The organism is Bacillus tuaregi, assembly GCF_900104575.1.
In the GTDB taxonomy this organism is placed as follows: Bacteria; Bacillota; Bacilli; order Bacillales; family Cytobacillaceae; genus Bacillus_BD; species Bacillus_BD tuaregi.
Genome location: NZ_LT629731.1, coordinates 1,586,761 through 1,606,591, shown reverse-complemented (window position 1 = coordinate 1,606,591; position 19,831 = coordinate 1,586,761). Strand labels below are relative to the sequence as shown.

The following is a 19,831-nucleotide window of genomic DNA, read 5'->3' as shown; positions in this document are numbered from 1 at the left end:
ATTATTAGAATAAATATAATAACAATCCATCTATCGGTACATTTAGCTTTTCACAATCTAATCAAATTCGCCCCGCCGGAGGCTTAACTTCATTCAGCCGGGGTTTGTACCCCCACTGAATCGAAGGACCATTTGCATTCATCCCCCACTTGTAGAAGTGGAGGAATTCTGCTAAATGAAGTTAAATAGTTAAATATAACTAGTCTATATTAATTATTATACAACACCAAATCTTTTGTGTCTTTATAACAGTATAATATATTGAAATTGTTTAAATTCTCTAGCGAAAGTACCAGTCGGTTTAATTTTTCCTTTTCTCCTTAAAGATATTCAAATAATATGTAAATTTTGTCAATTGTATTGAAATAGAGCGAAAATTACTTTAAAATTATAATTAGATATAGAGTATTTATTCACTTCTGTGAATATAAAAAGGGGTGCAGTATTATTTGTATAGGGATAAATTCATAGGCTGCGGCTTTTATTAAGGAACTCTACTTCCTTGCATATTAAGTATCTTACTTTCACAATAGCACCATGATGAGCCGTTCCTTAATTAAACAATTAACAACAATCTAGCTCAGATTGATTTCTACAAGATATTCTCCATTGATCCTACAGCATATGGTTCCGTAATGTAAATGACCCTATCCCTCTTATGTGAATACATGCACTAGCTGCTGCATTCCCTCACTTACAGCTCACTTTCTCTTCCTACCTATTTATTTTCAAGTATTGGTTCCATCTTTTCCTGACGGTATTTTCATTTCATAAAGAAGGGGGCTCAAAGCAATGAGAAAATTCTTCTCCATATTTACAAGCATTTTCTGTCTGGTGTTTGTTATCACTGCATGTTCAGCTGGAACGTCTGAAAAGTCACTCGAATCGATAAAGGAAAAAGGAACGATTAAAATTGGTTCAAGTACAACTGGACCACCGTTTTCTTTTATGAATTCAAAAAATGAACTTGATGGACTGATGATTGATATTGTGAAAGAAATCGCTAAAGGGCTGGAAGTGAAAACAGAGATTCAGGGTATGCAGTTTTCTTCCCTCATTCCCGCTATTGAAGCCGATAAAATTGATTTAATTTCTGCGGGCATGATTATTACAGATGAAAGGAAAAAAGTAATCGATTTTTCCGAACCGATTTATTCTTATGGTGAAGGACTTGTGGTATCAAATACGGATAATACCATAAAAACACTCGATGATTTGGCAGGAAAAAAGGTCGGAGTTCAGCAAGGGACAATCTATTTGGATGGATTAAGCGATTATCCTAAGATTCAACCCCAAACCTATAAATCTATTGCAGATATGGTTTCAGAGCTTCAGAATGGTAGAATTGATGCCTTTTTTGCTGACTATCCAATTATTATTCATATGATAAAGGAAAATCCAGATTTCAAAATTAAATTAGTAGACAGTTATGAACCTATTTGGACGGGTGATGTTGGAATCGGCCTTCCTAAAGAGGTAGATGACTTAAAGAGAGCAGTTAATGATGAAATTAATCAATTAAAAGAAAGCGGGGAGCTTGATGCGATTATTGCAAAATGGGGACTAAACTAATTGAATAGAAAGAATGGGTGATCATATGAATGATTTACTCGGATTCCTTATACCGCTATTAAAAGGTGCTGTTATTACAATTGAGTTAACCATACTTTCATTAGCTATTGCATTAGCCATTGGATTAATAGCCGCTTTCGCACGTATTTCCCATAACTTTTTTTTAAATAAGCTGGCGAGTATTTATATTAGTATTATTCGCGGCACGCCCCTTCTCGTTCAGTTAATGTATATTTACTTTGTTCTTCCGGAACTCGGAATAAAATTATCTGCCTTTTCATCCGCCTTAATTGGTTTGGCCCTTTATGAGGCTGCCTACCTTGCCGAGATTTTCCGCGCAGGAATCAGTTCAATCGGGAAGGGTCAATTGGAGGCTGCCTACGCAATCGGAATGAATTATTCAACTGCCATGAGAAGAATTATTCTGCCTCAGGCTGTCAAAAATGTACTTCCTCCGATTGGAAACTCAGCGATTCTATTATTAAAAAACTCCTCTCTTGCAGCGGTGATTGCTGTAAACGAGTTAATGTATACTGGAGAAAACCTGGCAACATCTACCTTTCGAAATATTGAGATTTTCACGTTAGTTGCGATAATTTACTGGCTCCTGCATTATCCGATGGACCGAGCCGTCAATCTACTAGAAAGGAGGATGAATAATGATTCAAGTCAAAGGCATTAAAAAATCCTTTCATCATACAGACGTATTGAAGGATGTTTCCTTTCATGTCAATAAAGGGGAAGTCGTTGTGATTATGGGACCTAGCGGATGCGGTAAAAGCACATTGCTTCGTATTATCAATTTTCTCCAGATTGCCGATGAAGGTGATGTTATGATCGACAATAAAAAAATTCACATTGATAAAAAGAAAAAAAAGCATCGAAATGATCCGGAGATATGTGCATTGCGAGCAGATGCAGGTATGGTTTTTCAAACCTTTAATTTATTCAATCATAAAACTGTTTTAGGAAACGTCATTGAAGGCCCTATTGTGGTGAAGAAAATCGATAAGGAAAAAGCGATTCAAATGGGAATGGAGTACTTGAAAAAGGTCGGCTTAGAGGGTAAAGAAAACAGCTATCCCCATCAATTATCTGGCGGACAAAAACAACGGGTTGCCATCGCGAGGGCACTCGCAATGGAGCCGAAGGTTATTTTACTGGATGAACCGACATCAGCTCTTGATCCCGAGCTGGTTGGTGAAGTATTAGGAGTGATTAAACAGCTGGCAGAGGAAGGTCGGACGATGATTATCGTTACGCATGAAATGACCTTCGCCAAAGAGGTGGCAGATCGAGTCCTATTCCTTGACGATGGTTATATCATTGAATCAGGTCCACCGGAACAGCTCTTTACGAACCCGCAAACAGAGCGATTAAAACAATTTTTATCTAGATTTTCCATTCAGAAAAAAGACAGTTTTTCAGCTTGAGCACATGTAAAACGGAGCCGTTCCAAATGTAAAAAAAGAAACGGCTCCGCTTATTCCCTCTAGAAAATTCCTCCAGCCATAACCGCTAATCCAACAGCCACCATGATACCTATTCTGGTAAAAACAAACTTCATCCTTTCCTTAGCTTCCATCCATATACCACCTTTTTTTAGTTGTTACTTTAAATATATTGTAAATGTGGTAATTTTATGAAATTTAATTGGGGTATATTGACAAAAAGATAATCCAGGATGTAAAAAATGATCCCTGCCACCACGAAGTGTTAACAGGAATCACTTTTCTAATTAATAAACATCACGCTGATAACGGCCTTGCTTTTGCATATCTGTTACAAAGGCTTCTGCTTCCTCTCGTGACATCCCGCCTTCTTTTTCAATTACGTCGATAAGTGCACTGTGGACATCCTTTGCCATTCGTTGTTTATCACCACAGACATAGAAATATGCACCGTTTTGAATCCACTCATACAATTCTTTACTGTTTTCAAGCATTTTATTTTGAACATAGACTTTTTTCTCTGTATCACGGGACCATGCTGTATCAAGCTTTGTTAATACACCATCCGCTAGATAAGATTCCAGCTCTGCCTTATAAAGGTAATCTGTTGCTTCATGCTGGTCTCCGAAGAATAACCATGCCTTACCATCCGCTCGATTGACTGCACGCTCTTCAATAAAAGACCGGAATGGCGCAATACCTGTACCAGGACCAACCATAATAATGTCCTTATCCCCTGTTTCTGGCAGATGGAAGTGTTTATTTGGCTGTACAAAGACTGGAAGAGTGTCTCCTGGCTGAATCCGGTCAGCTACCTGAACAGAGCAAACTCCTTTACGATCACGTCCATGTGCCGTATATCGTACGGCTCCGATGGTTAAATGAACTTCATTCGGGTGTGCAGCGATACTGCTGGCAATGGAATAAAGACGCGGAGTCATTTTTCTTAGCATAGAAATAACATCTTGAGCTTCTGCCTTCCATGGACCAAAATCACGAAGCATATCTAATAGATCGCGTCCGTTCGTATATTCCTTTAGTTGGTCTGCATTTTCCACAAGAATAAGCTTTTTTAACTCTTCATTATCGGTTAATTCTGCTGCTTGCTGTAGTATTTTTTTAGAAAGAAGTGTTATTTCGAAATAAGATGTCAGCGCTTCCTGTAACGGTAGCGTGTCACCTTGTTTATTAATAATTACTACACTTTCAGAATCCCAGTTCATTTCAATAAGGATAGCTGATACTAACTCTGGATCATTGGAAGGTGCCACGCCAAGAGCATAACCTGGTGCATATGTAAGACCAGAGCCTTCTAATGAAATTTCAATATGTCTTGTTTCTTTTGCTGAACCCTCTCCATTTAAGTTGAAATTTTTAAGCACCTTTGCTTGAAATGGATTTGTTCTTGAATATGTGCTTGGAGCTTTTTTATTTTCAGAATTTATTACTGTATTTTGCATAATCTCACCTCAAAGAATAATATAAAATTCTACCATCAATAGGGTTGCTTCGACCTATTCCCTTGTCATATCAGACGTTGTGGAGTATGTCGAATATTTAGTCTACTTCGTCCCCAATTGATAACGATTGCACAATAACAGACAGAAATCTTACTGCCCGTTTAGAGTTAGATAAACATAGGATAACACAAGAGGACAAATTCCGATATATTTTTTCGTTCAATTCGAAATTATTTATACGACAGAATTCGCTATTTATATAGTCATTATACAAATATGCTTATTTTTCCTCAATAAAAATGCCCAAATTGAAAGACTCTAGTTATTTTTTCATCTTTAATACGATCCACTCTGTGTACTAACCACTTTTCTGTACTATTCAGTATTTGTCAGAACAAAAATAATACCCCTCTAAAATCTCGAGGGGTTTATGACATGGTTAGCTGTATCGATTCTGCTAAAAAAACCGTTTCTTCCAAAAAATGACTGCTGTAATACTAGACAAAATAAAGGAAATAATAATGGCAATAATAAAAGAATATTGGTGCCCTTGAAAAGGAATCGGAACGTTCATTCCGTAAAAGCTTGCTACCATCGTTGGCAGCGAAAGAATAATCGTGATAGACGTAAGAAATTTCATGACGATATTAACATTATTCGAAATAACTGAGGCAAAAGCATCCATGGTTCCGCTTAGAATGGACGTATGGGTCTCAGCCATTTCGATTGCCTGCTGATTTTCAATAATAACATCCTCTAGCAATTCCTGATCATCCTCATACATCTTGAGATAATTGCTCTTTAACATCTTTTGCATTACGATATTGTTGGATTTTAATGAGGTTGTAAAATAGACTAAGCTTTTTTGTAAATTCAGTAAGGAAAAGAGTTCTTTATTTTTCATCGATTCATGAAGCTCTTGTTCAATCGCATCGGTTTTTTTACTGATTTGCTTTAAATATTTCAGGTAGCAGGTAGCCATTGAATATAGCATTTGAAAGGAAAACCTTGTCCTTTTATAGGTGTAGAAATTCTTAACCTTCCCTTCCGAAAAGGCATGAAAAATAGGATTGTCCTTCAAACAAACCGTAACAAAGCAATTCTTCGCAATAATCATCCCTAATGGAATCGTATCATAAATTGCCATATCATTTTTGTCCATTGACATTAAGGGGACGTTCACAATGATAAGAATATGATCCCCGTCTTTTTCAATTCTAGATCGTTCCTCTTCATCCAAAGGGTCTTTGATTAATTCACACGGAATGTCTAATTTGCTTGAAAGATAATCAATTTCCTGTTTAGTAGGTGCAATAACATGAATCCAGCACCCATTGGCAATATTTTCAATTTCACGAATAGTACCCTGTTCGTTTGATAAATAAATGTTTAACATGGTAAAACCTCCTCTAGTTTGAGGAAGTCAAAAATCTCAGCCATACACAGTTGAATTTTTACCAGTATTCAAACTTGTTAGGAATGGTTCATTCATGACTTCCCCTTTGTTCGAATCGGGTTCTGGTTCGTTCACATATTGACTACTCATAAAAACTCAACTCCTCATCTAATAGATTACTACCTACCATATTGTACGTTATTATTCCGAGTTTGTAACTAGTAGAATTAGCATTCCTACCGATTCCATTAATTTTCCCTTTTTTAAATTCTCAATCACCCATCCACTGTTTATTCCACAACAAAAAATGCTAATCGAATTGATCGATTAGCATTTTTTGTTTTATTGATTCCCTTTTTTCACCCAATCAGCTATAGTTACCGTCCGCTTTGCTTGATGCTTAACGGCTGCTTGAACGTCTTCAATCATTTTACCATTTTGGTCAACGGTTACACTTGTTCCGTATGGATTACCTCCCGCTCCAAAAAGGACTTGATCTGTATAACCAGGTGTAGCAATAATGGCACCCCAATGCATCATAGATGTATAAAGGGATAATAAAGTTGCTTCCTGACCGCCATGTGGATTTTGTGCCGAAGTCATAGCACTAACTACTTTGTTAACTGTTTTACCTGTCGCCCAAAGTCCACCTTGAATATCTAGAAATTGTTTCATTTGTGACGGCATATTGCCGAACCGAGTTGGAATACTGAAAATAACGGCATCTGCCCATTCAATATCGTCACCAGTGGCAACAGGAACATCCTTTGTAGCTTGAACCGTATTTTTCCAGACTTCATTTTTTTCGATAATGGAAGCGGGAGCCAGCTCTTCAACCTTTAATACTTTAACCTCTGCACCGGCTTCCCTGGCACCCTCTTCAGCCCATTTTGCCAGCTGATAGTTTGTACCTCCCATACTGTAAAAAATCACGGCTAAGTTTACATTTGACATTTTTTCTGTCCCCTTTTGTGATAAATTTCAAAACAGCTTGGATAGAAATCTCATTTTACTCAACTCCTATTATCTCTAACCTCTGTTGTCCTTATACGTAACCATTGAAAATAGATAGGTGTATTCTTTTTTATGACAATGGAATAATGTATCTTATTTTTACTTTCAACTAAATATTCTTCAATTCGAGACATTTAACCTAAAAAAGGCGTACTAGTACGCCTTTTTATCAATCGTTTAGACAGTCTTTCGTTCAATTAATTTTACTTTGATTTCTTCGTGTTGTGATTGATGATGACCGATTGCCTGTAAAAAGAGTTTTTTCCCTATTTCAACCAAGGGAATCTCTAATGTGGTGATATGCATAATTTTAGCTATTGGCTGATTATCAAAGCCCATAATAGCTAGATCTTCAGGCACTCTTATTTCTTTTTCCTTACAAAAGGTAATCATTCCAGCTGCTACAATGTCGCTTGTCACTAGTAATGCTGTTGGCGGACTCCTCAGTTCCCTTAGTCGTTTTACAATCTCGACCCCATCCTCAAAGTTATAGCTATCATAAAATATGTAATCGCAGTTATAGGCTTCATTTATTTTTTGCAGAAAATCCTTATAGGCTTCTCTCCTTTGTTGACTACTGGTTCCAGACCGTCTACCAAGACAAAAACCGATTTTATGATGGCCTTTACGATGTAAATACTCCAGTGCTTTAGAGAAGGTTTGATAATGATTAATATAAGTGGAATAAATATTTTTCCCCTTTGCATCCTCGCATAAAACAATCGGACCATATGCTGCAAAATCCTTAATAAGCTTCCACTCACATTTTCTCGAGCAAATGATTAAAGCATCAATCTGCTTAAACTGCAGCATTTTTAACGCTTCAATTTCCCGCTCCTCGACATAATTTGTTTGAATCAAGACAAGCTTATAGTTGTATTGAACAGCCTCATTGGCAATTCCTTCCACTAATAGGCCAAAATAGGGGTGGTTTATATAAGGTATAACGACCCCAACCAGCAGCGTTTCCCCTTTACTTAAGTGAACGGCATTTAGATTTGGCTGATAATTACATTCCTCCATCGCAAGCATGACCGCTTTTCTTTTTTCATCGCTGACATACGGATGGTCATTCAATACACGTGATACTGTTGTAACAGAAACACCTGCCATTTTTGCAATATCTTTAATATTTGCCATAAAAACACCTACTATGGACATTTCTTTTTAGATTGATTTTCTGATGGTCAGTATAGGACTAAAGAATGCTATTCGTCTAACACTGCGACGGCACGAACAGGTGCACCATCTGCATTTTCATACTTCAATGGCAGTGCATAAAAAGTGAATAGCTCGGTGCCAATTTCCCCTAATTTCGTTAAATTTTCAATCACAACAATGTCAGTTTCTATAAATAGTTTCCGATGGATGGTTAAATTCTCGTCGGAAATGGGGTCGATTCCAATAACATCGAGACCGACACCCTTTTTCTTAGTGCTGATCAAGTAATCTGCCACTTCTTCCGTAATCGCCGGGTACTCTCCGAAATAAGTATCTGTTCCCCAATATCTGTCCCATCCCGTATAGAACAAGAGAAATTCCGCTTGATCTGCCTTTGTCCTTACTTCATCAATACTTTCCATAGAAATCCTTTGACCCTCTTTCAAATGACTGCAATCAATAACCAATCCTTTACCGATGAATTGGCCAATTGGAAGGACCTCTAATGTTGTACGATGTTCAAAAATATGGGAGGGAGCATCCATATGGGTTCCAATATGTGAAAACATTGTCAGCAGTGTCTCCTTGAAGCCATCTTCCTCATATGTATTAGCCACCTCTAATTTCGGTGTTTCCGTACCTGGATAAACTGGCATGTGTTCAGAAATCGTGTGGGTTAAATCGATAATTTTCATTTTAGACCTCGCTTTCTAACTTCAAGATAATAGTAACATTGACCATCCACCATTCACAATCCTATGCAGAATGTGGATTGGCTTCTCAAATAAATATTTATGGTAGCCCTTTTTCGTCCTTTTGTGAAACGAGTTTTACTATTTTCGCATAATTTATAAGAAATAAGCTTGTAGGAGGTGAATAATATGACTAATTCTGGTACTTTCAGTATTTTCCTTGGCTTTTTAACAGGAGCTTTATGGTTATACCTTGCAGTATCTGGGATCCTTACTAGCTTTTTAGCATTACTTGGACTAGCAGGAGTACTAGTAACCATTATTAACGTCTTAGTTGCACTTGTAGGCTTCCTTGCTTTTCTCGTTTTTGGATATTACGTTTTCAAAAGAGCGTGGCACTCTGCCCGCAGCTAAACATGCAGTCTAGCAAAAAACAGTCTCTATTTTATAATAGAGACTGTTTTCTAAGTAAGGCACAGCAAAAAGTTGGTCCTCTAAGTAGAGAACCAATCAAATCCATTATAGGAAACCACTTAAAGTGTTTCCGATTCTAATTTAAAGCCTTCTACAACAACATCCTCATCTACCTCGAGCAATAGACAGCGTTTCCCTTCAAATGTAATATATTTAATGTATTTCAAATCACTAGGTCTGATGGAAACATTGGCCACCTTGGTTTCAATTTTAATGGTTTTCGGAACTAAGCTGCTTGCTTTGAATTCATGTGCTTCATCATCAACAACGGCTTTGAAGGCATGCTCTACTTTAGCCGTGTTAACATCCTCGACTCCGCTGACCGTTAAGATTCGTTCAATGTCTCGGTGATCAAGCATTGGAGCTTCAGGCTCTGCTCGTTCCTCTTTTTCTTCCTCTTCCTTCTCCTGAAGCATTTTATCAATTTCACCATAAACATTCGAAATAACCCTTGTGTCCACTTCATCCCCGATGACATTCTTTAGAATGAGCTCGAAGCAATCCTTTTCTTCAGCAGCTGTGATAAATTCCTCACAATTAAGAACTTCATCAATAAAGCCAAAATCCGGTTGATTCGCTTTACCTGCTGAGTAAAGAAGATGATTCACATCCGCGGAATTGTCAGAAAAGGCAGGGAAGAGAAAGCCTGATAATGGTGATGCAATATTGATGATTGGATCTATTGTATGATTTGGCTTAAATTCCTTCTCTATATAATCAAACAGCAGCGTTCTTTTCGGCTGATCAATTTTATTTAAGCTGCAAAGAATAAATTGGCTGGAGTATACCTCGTCATCACCGCCTTCATCTGATTCCATATCGCGTTTGCGGGTTGGCTTTCGATACTCCCCGCGGATAAATGTCACCACGGTATCAAATTCATAAATAGTATGCGTGAACATTTTCATAACGATTTCAAGCATATGTTGTGTCCAATCATCTGTTGTATCCGAATGTAACCCTTCGTAGAGAATGGTCTGTGTACTGTCCTCTACATCTCGCTTAAATTTCAACTCAAACAATTTAGAATCTAGCTGGCCAGTCAAAACCTTTTTAAAGTTTGCTAAGAACAGCTCTTGGATTTCCTGCTCTAGCATTTCAAAGGGCTGGCTGACATAGTGGTATATCTCACCGGATTCACTCTTCACATATACATTAAAAATTTCTCGAATATTTAACTTATAATTATCTAGTTTAAATTCCTTACGGATATTAGCAATGTCTTTTTTATTCATATGTATCAACTCCCATTCCTTGATTATACTGTTCAGACAATAAAATAGTAATACTTGATATTTTTCGTTTTTTATCAAATAGGTCGGATCACAAAAAACACAAAAAGACGTATTATCTCCTAAATTAATACGTCTAATCTCATCATAATAGCTTGAATATCATAAAACCAATCCAAAAGGGTCTTCCTTTGGAACATCCTCCCTGTTGCATTTTCCTAATATTTACTTAACTTCCGTAACTTCACTTTCTTCTATTTCAAATAATTGACTAAACTCGTTCACGACCATATCGATCGCTTTTAATTCACCAACAAGCACCTGCTGTATCGACTCAAACTCTGGTTTATCAAGTTGCTCCATAATGGTGGCACGTTTCACCTTCATTCTTTCTAAGAAAGCAATGGCTCTTCCGCGTCGAAATGTTTTAGCTCCATGATGATGCGAATGCCCCTTTCCTCTATGACCATCACGTGGAATTCTTTTTCGGTCGTTTAATTCATTGTTATTCATCATCAACCCCCTGTATCTGTATACAAATGTATACGAATTAATTTATCCTAAATGTATACAATTGCATACATAAAGTCAATGAAAATTCTAATCATTAATTAACCTTTTGAAAGTGTTGAATATGCAGTTAGGTAATAAATAACATGGTTCTTAATAGAACCCAAAAGGAAAAAATCCCAAAGAATCTAGTATCTTTGGAATTTTTCTCTTTCTATGTTTATTTAACTTTATTCAGCAAATGTTTTTTGTACCGAAAGCTTGCGACAGGTACAGAAGTCCTCCACTTCTACAAGTGCAGATGGTACTTCGATTCAGTGGGAGTTCAAACCCCGGCTGAATGAAGTTAAGACTCCGGCGGATGTCACGGATTTTTTAAAGGTAGTTTACCCGAGCGAGCTCAGGTAATCCGGACGCAAATTCGACGGGCGAATTTGACCTTAACAAATCGCAGTCTTTTTCTTGATTCCTACCCGGTCCTTCGCTTCTACTTTTTTTATATATTCGGTTGCAAGAGGGACCTTACAGGCTGTATTTCCAACATCTACTTGGACTTTACCAATGGATTCTGCCACCTGCTTCGCTTCTTCTGACAGCTCTTTAACATAGGTACCCACCGAAATAACAAAATTATTCATCACATACCTTACTCGGTTCCGCTCTTGGTGAACCGTCTCCTTCACTTGATTCAATAACGATCTTATTTCAGGAATATCCAGTTGCTCATCAGGGGTAATGGACAGGTAACTGGCATAGGTGCTCCAGCCACATACAGCAATCATTTCATCGTCTGATTTCATCCATTCCCGTGCCAAATCAAGAGCATATACACTTTCTGCAGCTACTCCGGCTACCGTATATTCTGCAAGCATGTACCAATAGGCTTTTTTGACCCAGTCCTGTAATGTCTCCTTTGAAATGAGCTTCGGATTTACCGAAAGCCCGGCCAAATACATCGCATCATGAATACCAGAGTCATATAATTCCAAGGCAAGCTCGTGGTCCTTTTTCACAAACTTCACCAGTTTTTTAAATCTCCGACTTTTACGCCAAAATTAGGCTCCTTTATACCATGATTGGCAAAAACACGCTTTGTCTGCTCAGAGCCTAATTCCTTAAGCTTTTGCATGATATCCTCATAATTCATTCAGTTCACCATCCTTAGGTAAATTCTATTGCTTTTGGCATTTTATCATGAGAAATGTAAATGGAGGCTTATTTTCCTTATTCTTATGCGGCTCCACTATTTCTGAGATCTCTAGCAAGCCATAGTCTCCAAACTCCTGTCTAATAGAGTCCGAATCATAAAAAAACATTTTGACCCCTTCTCTTATTTGAAAATAGTCTTTATCTAGCTGTATACCCTTTCCATACATCGGGGCATCCTTTGAGATTGTTGTAAACACCATATATCCATTTGGCTTTAATTGATGATAGCAATCACGAATGAATTTCTCTCTATCACGATGATTCAACAAATGAAGCAAGGCATAACAAAAAATACCATCGTACTGCTTCTGATCAAAGGGCATATCGGTAACGGAACCATGAAAAATAGGAAAATCCAGACCACTTTGCCTTGCTAATTCAATCGCTGTTTTCGAAATCTCAATACCTGTTACATTTATTCCGTTGTCGATAAAAACCTTTGCATTTCTTCCATATCCAATACCTGGAATAAGTAAATCCTTAACTCCCTTTTCAAGGAAAAAGTCCTTGGTCAGGATGGCAGAGTCTGAGGGTTCAAACCCCCACATCATTTGATTTTCTACAAAGCTTGATTCCCAGAATTCAGTCATAACCTATTCTCCTTTTCTAATATTAGCTCTCCAAAATTAAAATCCTGCTGTTTTTTTATTCAGCTTCAATTTTCATCCAACTTCCTATTATTTACATCCGAGGCCTTTCTTTACCAATCAGTCAACTACTATTTTTATCATAACCATGCTATTGCATCCATAAGAAGCTTTTGAATCATGATTATTTGTTTATAATAGCAGAAATGATCCTTTTTAATTAAATCGATTCTAGTAAAACTATACCATTTACGGAATCTCGTTTATTTTCGAAAAATTAGGAACAATAGTGGTATAATAAAAGGAGAGATAGATTAAAATATCGGATGCAATTTCAAGGGGGAATTTTGCATGGAATGGTATTTTAAAGTTATCCAGGATTATTTAGGCTTTCATGGCAGAGCGAGCCGAAAGGAATTTTGGATGTTTACCCTCATTAACTTCATCATTGTCCTGATCCTTTCTGCAGTGGAACGTCTTGCAGGTATTGAAACGTTATTAACTCTCCTCTATGGCTTAGTCATCTTCTTACCTTCCTTAGCTGTTTCCGTTCGCAGGCTGCATGATACAGGTAGGAGTGGATGGTGGTTCTTAATTTCCTTGATTCCATTCATCGGAATTATCGTCCTCATCGTATTCTTGTGTATGGACAGCGATTCATACGAAAATCTGTACGGGCCAAAGCCTGAACCAACTTTAGGGCAGCTAGCTGGTCACCTTTAATGGATGTGAATGAAATGGGGCAGACCTACCCCATTTTTTTGTTTGACTTTTTTCCAATCGAGGTACTTTTTTTCAAAATTGGTCTTTCATCCAACCTTAACATGGTATTTTTTTACTATTTTAGGAATATTAAATTGAAATAATATTTTAAAAGATTATAATTTTCAAAGATATAACTCATTGAGAAAGGAGTGCCGTTATGAAAAAAAATCATTCCCTGCTTATACTCATATTTGTACTATTATTAGTTTCCGCATGCAATTCAATGGATTATGAAGCAAATATGAAGGCTGGAATCAAATCCGCTAAAATTCAGAGATATGAAGAGGCTCTTGAGTCATTCAAAAAAGCAGCCCAAGAGGATAATACAGATGAGGTAAGGCAGGCAATCACGTATACCAAGTATATGAAGGATAGTCTAGAACTATTTGATAACGGAGATTTTCCCCAAGCTCTTTCAACCAGTCAAAAAATATCAACGACAGAGGAAACAAGTGAAATTCTTGAACTATTAAAACCGCGAGCCCTAAAGCTACAGCTGGAGGCAACAGAATTACTGAACCAATCCGTTGCCGAAGTGAAAGACAGTCTTTAATTTTACCACTAAGAGGCACAGAGTATCCCGTGATAGCCTGTGCCTTTGCCACAAGAACTTACACTAAAATCTCCTACCTTTTACTCCAACCACTCCTTTCGACTTCTTTTCGCTTATCAATTTGCATATAGTGATAAGACTATGATTTCATTGCCACTGTCATACCTTAAAGTCCCAGTTAATCTTATTGTTATGAGTATAAAGTTTGGTTCTACCAACAACGAAGGATGTGTGCATATTGAATTTGAAAACGTTTCTTCAATTATATGAGGATTTTTTACTTGATGGCGAGAAAAAGGGCTGGACGATTGAGATTCTTATTAAGGAATTCGGTAATTACCTTGCATCCATCAAGAATCAAGCAGGGGTAGAGGTGCAATTTTTTATCGAGCTGGATCTAGAAAATAGTGAAACAGTTACTCAAACCATGAAACAAAGTAATTTAAATTATGGTGTTATTCGGCAGAAGGGGGAAGGAGATGCTTTTGCCTATGAAGTATTGGATTCCTTTCATCAATATTGGGCAAAGCATTCCTTAAAGCGCAAAACATATTTCATCTATAATAAACCTTAACTACGAATGGCTTTAGCTATTCGTACCCGAAAAAATATCCCCTTCTTTGACCGAAAAATTTCGTCCTTTCTTATTTGCTTGATTCTCCAGATATTCATTCAATAAAAAAGCGATTCTTTTATCACGAAGAATCACTTTTTTATTGTCTCTAATGACTGTCAATTGTGTAGTGTTAAAAAGTAAAGTCGTCATATTGAGAGTATTTTTTTACTTTATCAACTAAATATTGCACGCCGTATAATATGTAGGCTTTGTAGTGCAGATAGAAAAAGAATTGCATTCGAGTCAGTCCATTTAGGCGGATGATTTTTAGTTTTTTCAAGATATCCATTAAAATAAAGGCAAACATTCCATCAGCGATCGCATTCAATGTGATAAACTTTTTAAAATTACCATAGGAATATTTCAGTAACCACATGGAAAGGGGCATATATGGACCCACACTATATGGAAGTTCATCTCTGATAAATGACCTTCTCCATTCATAAAACTTCCACCATCTCCTCTTATGACCATAGAGATGATTGATGATCTCAAAAATAACAATAAATATGCCCGCTATAGAATATCGCTTGAAGCTGCGTTTTCCGATTAATAATAATGATAACCACGGAATAAATATGATTAGCACATTAAAGATTGAGTGCCTCTTTGTTGCCATAAATGTCTTCACCTCAGCCTGCTTGATCAACTCTTCATAAGGATATCCAAAAATAGTAAAAAAAACACACAGCAAAGTAATGACTAAGCAAAATAATTATCAAAGCCGACTAAAATCGTAAAAAAGCGATTCCCATTAATGGCAATCGCATTCAAATTACTTATGTACATTGTCTAATCTTCAAAATATCCGCCTATACGACTAATGCCTTGATTAGCCGCAAAGATCATGGAATCGAATAGCTCCTGAACGGTAGGAATTGTATCAATGAGACCGATCACCTGCCCTGCCCATCCGAAGCCCTCTGTTTCAGAGCCCTCATAGATGAATTTACAATTCGCTAGCCCGCTAATCATTTCTTTTAGGTCTTCATATGTTGCACCTTCCTGTTCCCGTTTAATGATATCGAGGGCATAATCGGTTTTCAGAACTCGTCCGGGTGCACCGAGCGATTTTTTTATAATGGCGGTATCCGTTTCCTTTGCCTGAAGAATCGCTTGCTTATAGTTCTTATTTGCATGAATACATTCTTGTGTGGCAATAAAGCGGGTTCCCATTTCAATCCCTTCAGCTCCAAGAGCCAGAGCAGCAAGCAAGCCTCGTCCATCTCCAATTCCTCCACTGGCTAGGACAGGAATAGAAATAGAATCAACCACCCTTGGAATCAGCACCATTGTCCCAATATCATCACGGCCAATATGTCCACCGCCTTCCTGACCAACCGCCATAACAGCATCTGCGCCAAGCTCTTCCGCTTTTTGTGCCTGCCTGACGCCGGAAACAAGAACAAGCGTGCGAATGTCTTCTCCTTTTAATCGTTCCAAAACAGGCTGCGGATTCCCTCCGGTAATCGAAATGGCAGGTACCTTCTCTTCTATTGCGACTTCAAGTAGGTCCTGATAGTTCCCGTCATGTCTTGCAATAGCAAAATTAACACCAAAGGGTTTCTTTGTAAGGGACCGGACTTTACGAATTTCCTCACGCAGCTTATCCTGTGTCCGTAATGTTGCTGCTGTTATTTGTCCAAGTCCGCCTGCATTTGAAACGGCAGCTGCCAGCTCGGCATAGGCAAGGTAGGCAAGTCCTCCCTGCACAATTGGATATTCAATCCCCAAAATATCTGTTACTCGTGTTTTCAAACGTTTCCCTCTCCTTTTGGCTATTTAGTGGTATGTGGATACATATTCGACTAAAAAAAGAGGAATCCTGTTAAAACAAAAAAACAGACTCTACAAAGAGAGTCTGTTTTTAGCTTTATTAAGCTTTTTGTACGTTTGCAGCTTGTGGTCCACGTTGTCCTTGTTCCACGTCAAAAGTAACCGTTTGACCTTCGTCTAAAGATTTGAAACCTTCGCCTTGGATAGCTGAGAAATGTACGAATACGTCTTCTCCTGCTTCACGCTCGATGAATCCAAAACCTTTTTCTGCATTAAACCATTTAACTTTACCTGTTTCCATTATTGTTGCCTCCTAGTGTGGTTATCCACACAATATGTTACTATCCTTGCTCAAATACTTTAGACGAAAAACAAAATTCTCAATCTGATGTAGAACAAAAATAATTCTTCTTAAGAATAACAGATGGTTAAAGAAAAAGCAAATCAGGTTTTCTATTTTCTTAACTTTTTTATGCAACCTCTCACAGGAATGGCTTTTATATTACAGAATAAGGGATAAAAAACATCCTAAATTTAGTGGGTTTTTATCCCCCTTTTGCCTTAATAATAAACGATTGTTCTGACTAAATCCTGAATGCTTCCGTCTTTTGCACTTCTGGTGTATACCCAAAGCTCACCCGTATTTACAGTAGGGCTTCGATCAAAGGGTAAAGTACTTTTGAAGGATCCATATGCAGGCGCACCTATATCCGCCGTGGTGAAACGCTCGTTTGATACAATAACACCGTTCGCATCCCTTAGCTGATGCAATACATTAGCTTCAAACGCTCTTGCCTGCCCTGCGATTTTTTGTCCAGACACCACTCTTGTTCCTGGTAAGGGGTTCCATACAACCATATTTCTAGAGGTGTTGAGAGGAAGTATTATGTGGTAACCCGGCCAAATAACATCTGCTTGAAATCCTAGCCGCCCTTGATTCGCACCCATGATGCTTGAAAGAGGGATTCCAAATCTCTGTGAAATCAGGAATAAGGAGTCCCCCACTTGCACTTCATAGATAAAGACTGGAATAGTTAATAATTGATTGGGATAAATCATATTAGGATTTTCGATAGAGTTGCTTCCAGCAAGTAAATCAACATAGGTTCCAAATTGATAAGCAATGGAGTTTAAAGAATCACCTGTATTTACAAGATAGGACACCCTTCCAGATTTGGTTAGATTAGGAACAAGCAATAAATCACCAGGATAAATAAGACCTGGATCGGTAACCGGCGGATACAGATGATTAATCCTCATTATTTCTTGAGCTGAACTACGAAACCTTTGCGCAATTGAAAAAAGAGTATCTCCTAGCCTAACGGTATACATTGTATATTTCCTCTTAATAATTGGCATCGTTATCACTCCATTTTTGTTTTCTATAATCCAAAATAAGAAATGAAATGGCTTTATAATGTATTCACCCAATTTATTTCTGTTACTCACGATCTATTTCTACTATGGTGATATGCATCAATCTTGCTAGAATAATATACTCACGATAAAATAAAATTTTGCAAACAATAATTTTCATACGACTATGCATTTTGCAGAATCTTAGGAGGATAAATATGAACGTAATTGAGGTTCAAAATTTACGGAAGGAATTTAAGTCGTATTCAAGCCGAGCCGGATTAGCTGGGGCTTTTCGCGATTTATTTACAAGAAATTATAAGATTCATGCTGCCGTTGATAATATCTCCTTAACCGTCAAACAGGGAGAAATGGTCGGATATATAGGAGAAAACGGGGCTGGAAAGTCAACAACGATTAAGATGCTGACAGGCATTCTAACACCGACATCCGGTTCCATCCTTGTAAACGGAATGAATCCACATAAGCAGCGGGAGGAATTTGTTAGAACAATCGGAGTCGTGTTTGGACAACGGTCACAGCTTTGGTGGGACATTGCTGTCCAAGAATCGTTTCGATTATTGAAAAAGGTATATCGTGTATCTGATGAAGACTATAACCGACATATGGGTCATGTCATTGAAACGTTAGAAATCGGCCCATTATTAGATAAGCCTGTACGAAAGCTATCACTCGGTCAGCGCATGCGCTGCGAATTAGCCGCCGCCCTTATACACAACCCTCCCCTTCTCTTTCTAGATGAGCCAACCATTGGACTTGATGTACTAGTAAAATTGAAAATCCGTGAGTTTCTAAAGGAAATAAACAAGCAATATAAAACAACGATTCTGTTAACGACCCATGACTTAAGCGATATCGAAGCCCTTTGTGAACGGGTTGTTTTATTGGATGAGGGAAAAATCATTTATGATGGAAAGCTCAATCAGCTCCAAGCGCATGCGGTGGAGGGAAAACTGGTTGAATTTGAATTTTTAGCCGAAATAGCGGGTAGCAGGCTGCCTGAGTTGGATCATGTTCAATGGGAACAAAAAGATGCTACAACATGGCTTGCCTATATAGATGGAGACGAACAGCTCGTATCTCAATTAATCAGTGTAGTCGTGCAAGGGAACCCAATCAAAAATATAAAAATCAATGAAATTTCTACTGAAGAGATTGTCCGCAAGATTTATGAAGAAGGAATGGCCCTCTCATGAGTATGTATATTGAAATGATTCGGGTTCGTTTTCTCATGATGCTTGCATACCGGACAAACTATTACAGTGGCATTCTCATTTACAGCATTAATATTGGCGCCTATTATTTCTTATGGTCTGCCATCTATGGCGGCAAAGAGGAGATTCAAGGCTTGTCTGTTCTGCAGATGACCACCTATGTGGCCGTCTCTTGGATGGCGAGAGCCTTTTATTTTAACAATATTGACCGTGAAATTGCCGCTGAAATTAAGGATGGGAAGGTTGCCATCGAAATGATCCGTCCCTATAACTATTTAGGGATGAAAACGATGCAGGCCCTTGGAGAAGGAATCTTTCGCTTATTATTTTTCTCTGTGCCGGGTCTTATTATTGTGGCGTTTATTTTTCCAATCAGCTTTTCTGCCCATGCGACAACTTGGATGTTTTTCTTTGTTTCGCTCGTGTTCAGCTTTATTGTGAATACGCAAATCAACCTACTGACAGGCATTATGACGTTCTTCTTATTTAATAATGCAGGGTTAATTCGCGCGAAACGGGTTGTGATTGATTTGTTCTCAGGGCTCTTGCTTCCCATCTCGTTTTACCCGCTGTGGGCACAAAATCTGATGACCTATCTACCGTTTCAAGCAATCAGCTATGTCCCTAGTATGATTTTTACAGAAGGCTTTACCGGTCAGGAGATTACGAATGCGATTATGCAGCAAGCAATTTGGGTCTTGATTCTGCTGATTCCGATTCGCCTTTTATGGTCGTTAGCAAAAAAACAATTAATTGTACAAGGAGGCTAAAG

At 37.9% G+C, this 19,831-nt stretch carries 21 protein-coding genes and 1 pseudogene; 9 read left to right on the top strand and 13 right to left on the bottom strand.

The window, feature by feature from the left end; genetic code table 11:
- The first annotated feature begins 792 nt into the window (after positions 1–792).
- Genes BQ5321_RS09935 through BQ5321_RS09925 form a run of 3 tightly spaced genes read left to right on the top strand, consistent with a single transcriptional unit; the run spans position 793 to position 3,005 of the window.
- A complete protein-coding gene (locus tag BQ5321_RS09935; RefSeq protein WP_071394344.1) occupies positions 793–1,572 on the top strand; it encodes a substrate-binding periplasmic protein in 780 nt (259 codons plus the stop codon).
- 25 nt (positions 1,573–1,597) lie between these two features.
- Positions 1,598–2,254, top strand: a complete 657-nt coding sequence (locus tag BQ5321_RS09930) for an amino acid ABC transporter permease (protein WP_159433419.1) — start codon at positions 1,598–1,600, stop codon at positions 2,252–2,254.
- Positions 2,232–3,005 carry an amino acid ABC transporter ATP-binding protein gene (locus BQ5321_RS09925; protein WP_071394342.1) on the top strand — a complete coding sequence of 258 codons (774 nt, stop codon included), beginning with the start codon at positions 2,232–2,234 and terminating at the stop codon, positions 3,003–3,005. The genes BQ5321_RS09930 and BQ5321_RS09925 overlap by 23 nt, the downstream gene beginning before the upstream one ends.
- 305 nt (positions 3,006–3,310) lie before the next feature.
- On the opposite strand, the gene BQ5321_RS09920 is transcribed toward BQ5321_RS09925, so the two are convergent.
- The 5 genes from BQ5321_RS09920 to BQ5321_RS09900 form a co-directional block, all read right to left on the bottom strand.
- Positions 3,311–4,483, bottom strand: coding sequence for a sulfite reductase subunit alpha (locus BQ5321_RS09920; RefSeq protein WP_071394341.1), 1,173 nt, complete (start codon positions 4,481–4,483; stop codon positions 3,311–3,313).
- Between the two features lie 457 nt (positions 4,484–4,940).
- Entirely contained in the window at positions 4,941–5,879 is a 939-nt protein-coding gene (locus BQ5321_RS09915) for a magnesium transporter CorA family protein (RefSeq protein ID WP_071394340.1), read from the bottom strand.
- 342 nt (positions 5,880–6,221) lie between these two features.
- Positions 6,222–6,833, bottom strand: a complete 612-nt coding sequence (wrbA, locus tag BQ5321_RS09910) for an NAD(P)H:quinone oxidoreductase (protein ID WP_071394339.1) — start codon at positions 6,831–6,833, stop codon at positions 6,222–6,224.
- Positions 6,834–7,070: 237 nt separating this feature from the next.
- Positions 7,071–8,033 carry a LacI family DNA-binding transcriptional regulator gene (locus tag BQ5321_RS09905; protein WP_071394338.1) on the bottom strand — a complete coding sequence of 321 codons (963 nt, stop codon included), beginning with the start codon at positions 8,031–8,033 and terminating at the stop codon, positions 7,071–7,073.
- A 68-nt stretch (positions 8,034–8,101) separates the two neighbouring features.
- Positions 8,102–8,749, bottom strand: coding sequence for a cyclase family protein (locus BQ5321_RS09900; protein WP_071394337.1), 648 nt, complete (start codon positions 8,747–8,749; stop codon positions 8,102–8,104).
- A 186-nt stretch (positions 8,750–8,935) separates the two neighbouring features.
- On the opposite strand from BQ5321_RS09900, the gene BQ5321_RS09895 reads away from it, so the two are divergent.
- Positions 8,936–9,160 carry an ABC transporter gene (locus BQ5321_RS09895; protein ID WP_071394336.1) on the top strand — a complete coding sequence of 75 codons (225 nt, stop codon included), beginning with the start codon at positions 8,936–8,938 and terminating at the stop codon, positions 9,158–9,160.
- Positions 9,161–9,279: 119 nt separating this feature from the next.
- On the opposite strand, the gene BQ5321_RS09890 is transcribed toward BQ5321_RS09895, so the two are convergent.
- From BQ5321_RS09890 to BQ5321_RS09875, 4 genes and pseudogenes are all read right to left on the bottom strand, one after another.
- A complete protein-coding gene (locus BQ5321_RS09890) occupies positions 9,280–10,455 on the bottom strand; it encodes a DUF4317 domain-containing protein (RefSeq protein ID WP_071394335.1) in 1,176 nt (391 codons plus the stop codon).
- A 222-nt stretch (positions 10,456–10,677) separates the two neighbouring features.
- Entirely contained in the window at positions 10,678–10,965 is a 288-nt protein-coding gene (locus tag BQ5321_RS09885; RefSeq protein WP_071394334.1) for a hypothetical protein, read from the bottom strand.
- A 437-nt stretch (positions 10,966–11,402) separates the two neighbouring features.
- A pseudogene (locus BQ5321_RS09880) lies at positions 11,403–12,109 on the bottom strand (DNA alkylation repair protein).
- A 25-nt stretch (positions 12,110–12,134) separates the two neighbouring features.
- Positions 12,135–12,761: a class I SAM-dependent methyltransferase gene (locus BQ5321_RS09875; RefSeq protein WP_071394333.1), complete on the bottom strand. Its 627-nt coding sequence runs from the start codon at positions 12,759–12,761 to the stop codon at positions 12,135–12,137.
- 348 nt (positions 12,762–13,109) lie between these two features.
- Between BQ5321_RS09875 and BQ5321_RS09870 the strand changes: the two genes are divergently transcribed.
- The 3 genes from BQ5321_RS09870 (at position 13,110) to BQ5321_RS09860 (ending at position 14,650) form a co-directional block, all read left to right on the top strand.
- Positions 13,110–13,481: a DUF805 domain-containing protein gene (locus tag BQ5321_RS09870; RefSeq protein ID WP_071394332.1), complete on the top strand. Its 372-nt coding sequence runs from the start codon at positions 13,110–13,112 to the stop codon at positions 13,479–13,481.
- A gap of 199 nt (positions 13,482–13,680) precedes the next feature.
- Positions 13,681–14,076: a hypothetical protein gene (locus BQ5321_RS09865; protein WP_071394331.1), complete on the top strand. Its 396-nt coding sequence runs from the start codon at positions 13,681–13,683 to the stop codon at positions 14,074–14,076.
- 238 nt (positions 14,077–14,314) lie between these two features.
- Positions 14,315–14,650, top strand: coding sequence for a hypothetical protein (locus BQ5321_RS09860; protein WP_071394330.1), 336 nt, complete (start codon positions 14,315–14,317; stop codon positions 14,648–14,650).
- Between the two features lie 172 nt (positions 14,651–14,822).
- Here the strand turns inward: BQ5321_RS09860 and BQ5321_RS09855 are convergent, their stop codons facing one another.
- From BQ5321_RS09855 to BQ5321_RS09840, 4 genes are all read right to left on the bottom strand, one after another.
- Positions 14,823–15,311, bottom strand: a complete 489-nt coding sequence (locus BQ5321_RS09855) for a hypothetical protein (protein ID WP_071394329.1) — start codon at positions 15,309–15,311, stop codon at positions 14,823–14,825.
- A 173-nt stretch (positions 15,312–15,484) separates the two neighbouring features.
- Complete coding sequence (locus BQ5321_RS09850) at positions 15,485–16,450, bottom strand: NAD(P)H-dependent flavin oxidoreductase (protein WP_071394328.1); 966 nt, start codon at positions 16,448–16,450, stop codon at positions 15,485–15,487.
- 118 nt (positions 16,451–16,568) lie between these two features.
- The gene (locus tag BQ5321_RS09845) at positions 16,569–16,769 is read right to left on the bottom strand and encodes a cold-shock protein (protein ID WP_071394327.1); all 201 of its coding nucleotides are present in this window, start codon (positions 16,767–16,769) and stop codon (positions 16,569–16,571) included.
- Between the two features lie 260 nt (positions 16,770–17,029).
- Positions 17,030–17,827 (bottom strand): LysM peptidoglycan-binding domain-containing protein, encoded by a 798-nt coding sequence (locus BQ5321_RS09840; RefSeq protein WP_071394326.1) that lies wholly within the window; start codon positions 17,825–17,827, stop codon positions 17,030–17,032.
- A 215-nt stretch (positions 17,828–18,042) separates the two neighbouring features.
- On the opposite strand from BQ5321_RS09840, the gene BQ5321_RS09835 reads away from it, so the two are divergent.
- Positions 18,043–19,041: an ABC transporter ATP-binding protein gene (locus BQ5321_RS09835; RefSeq protein WP_071394325.1), complete on the top strand. Its 999-nt coding sequence runs from the start codon at positions 18,043–18,045 to the stop codon at positions 19,039–19,041.
- Positions 19,038–19,829, top strand: a complete 792-nt coding sequence (locus BQ5321_RS09830; protein WP_071394324.1) for an ABC transporter permease — start codon at positions 19,038–19,040, stop codon at positions 19,827–19,829. Before BQ5321_RS09835 ends, BQ5321_RS09830 begins: the two co-directional genes overlap by 4 nt.
- Positions 19,830–19,831 lie beyond the last annotated feature (2 nt).

Excerpts from the sequence above, each read along its gene's own strand:
- BQ5321_RS09870 (WP_071394332.1), top strand. The coding sequence starts at position 13,110 with ATGGAATGGTATTTTAAAGTTATCCAGGATTATTTAGGCTTTCATGGC.
- BQ5321_RS09935 (WP_071394344.1), top strand. The coding sequence starts at position 793 with ATGAGAAAATTCTTCTCCATATTTACAAGCATTTTCTGTCTGGTGTTT.
- BQ5321_RS09890 (WP_071394335.1), bottom strand. The coding sequence starts at position 10,455 with ATGAATAAAAAAGACATTGCTAATATCCGTAAGGAATTTAAACTAGAT.
- BQ5321_RS09875 (WP_071394333.1), bottom strand. The coding sequence starts at position 12,761 with ATGACTGAATTCTGGGAATCAAGCTTTGTAGAAAATCAAATGATGTGG.
- BQ5321_RS09930 (WP_159433419.1), top strand. The coding sequence starts at position 1,598 with ATGAATGATTTACTCGGATTCCTTATACCGCTATTAAAAGGTGCTGTT.
- BQ5321_RS09830 (WP_071394324.1), top strand. The coding sequence starts at position 19,038 with ATGAGTATGTATATTGAAATGATTCGGGTTCGTTTTCTCATGATGCTT.
- BQ5321_RS09905 (WP_071394338.1), bottom strand. The coding sequence starts at position 8,033 with ATGGCAAATATTAAAGATATTGCAAAAATGGCAGGTGTTTCTGTTACA.
- BQ5321_RS09900 (WP_071394337.1), bottom strand. The coding sequence starts at position 8,749 with ATGAAAATTATCGATTTAACCCACACGATTTCTGAACACATGCCAGTT.
- BQ5321_RS09865 (WP_071394331.1), top strand. The coding sequence starts at position 13,681 with ATGAAAAAAAATCATTCCCTGCTTATACTCATATTTGTACTATTATTA.
- BQ5321_RS09895 (WP_071394336.1), top strand. The coding sequence starts at position 8,936 with ATGACTAATTCTGGTACTTTCAGTATTTTCCTTGGCTTTTTAACAGGA.
- BQ5321_RS09920 (WP_071394341.1), bottom strand. The coding sequence starts at position 4,483 with ATGCAAAATACAGTAATAAATTCTGAAAATAAAAAAGCTCCAAGCACA.
- BQ5321_RS09925 (WP_071394342.1), top strand. The coding sequence starts at position 2,232 with ATGATTCAAGTCAAAGGCATTAAAAAATCCTTTCATCATACAGACGTA.
- BQ5321_RS09855 (WP_071394329.1), bottom strand. The coding sequence starts at position 15,311 with ATGGCAACAAAGAGGCACTCAATCTTTAATGTGCTAATCATATTTATT.
- BQ5321_RS09885 (WP_071394334.1), bottom strand. The coding sequence starts at position 10,965 with ATGAATAACAATGAATTAAACGACCGAAAAAGAATTCCACGTGATGGT.
- BQ5321_RS09840 (WP_071394326.1), bottom strand. The coding sequence starts at position 17,827 with ATGCCAATTATTAAGAGGAAATATACAATGTATACCGTTAGGCTAGGA.
- wrbA (WP_071394339.1), bottom strand. The coding sequence starts at position 6,833 with ATGTCAAATGTAAACTTAGCCGTGATTTTTTACAGTATGGGAGGTACA.
- BQ5321_RS09915 (WP_071394340.1), bottom strand. The coding sequence starts at position 5,879 with ATGTTAAACATTTATTTATCAAACGAACAGGGTACTATTCGTGAAATT.
- BQ5321_RS09835 (WP_071394325.1), top strand. The coding sequence starts at position 18,043 with ATGAACGTAATTGAGGTTCAAAATTTACGGAAGGAATTTAAGTCGTAT.
- BQ5321_RS09845 (WP_071394327.1), bottom strand. The coding sequence starts at position 16,769 with ATGGAAACAGGTAAAGTTAAATGGTTTAATGCAGAAAAAGGTTTTGGA.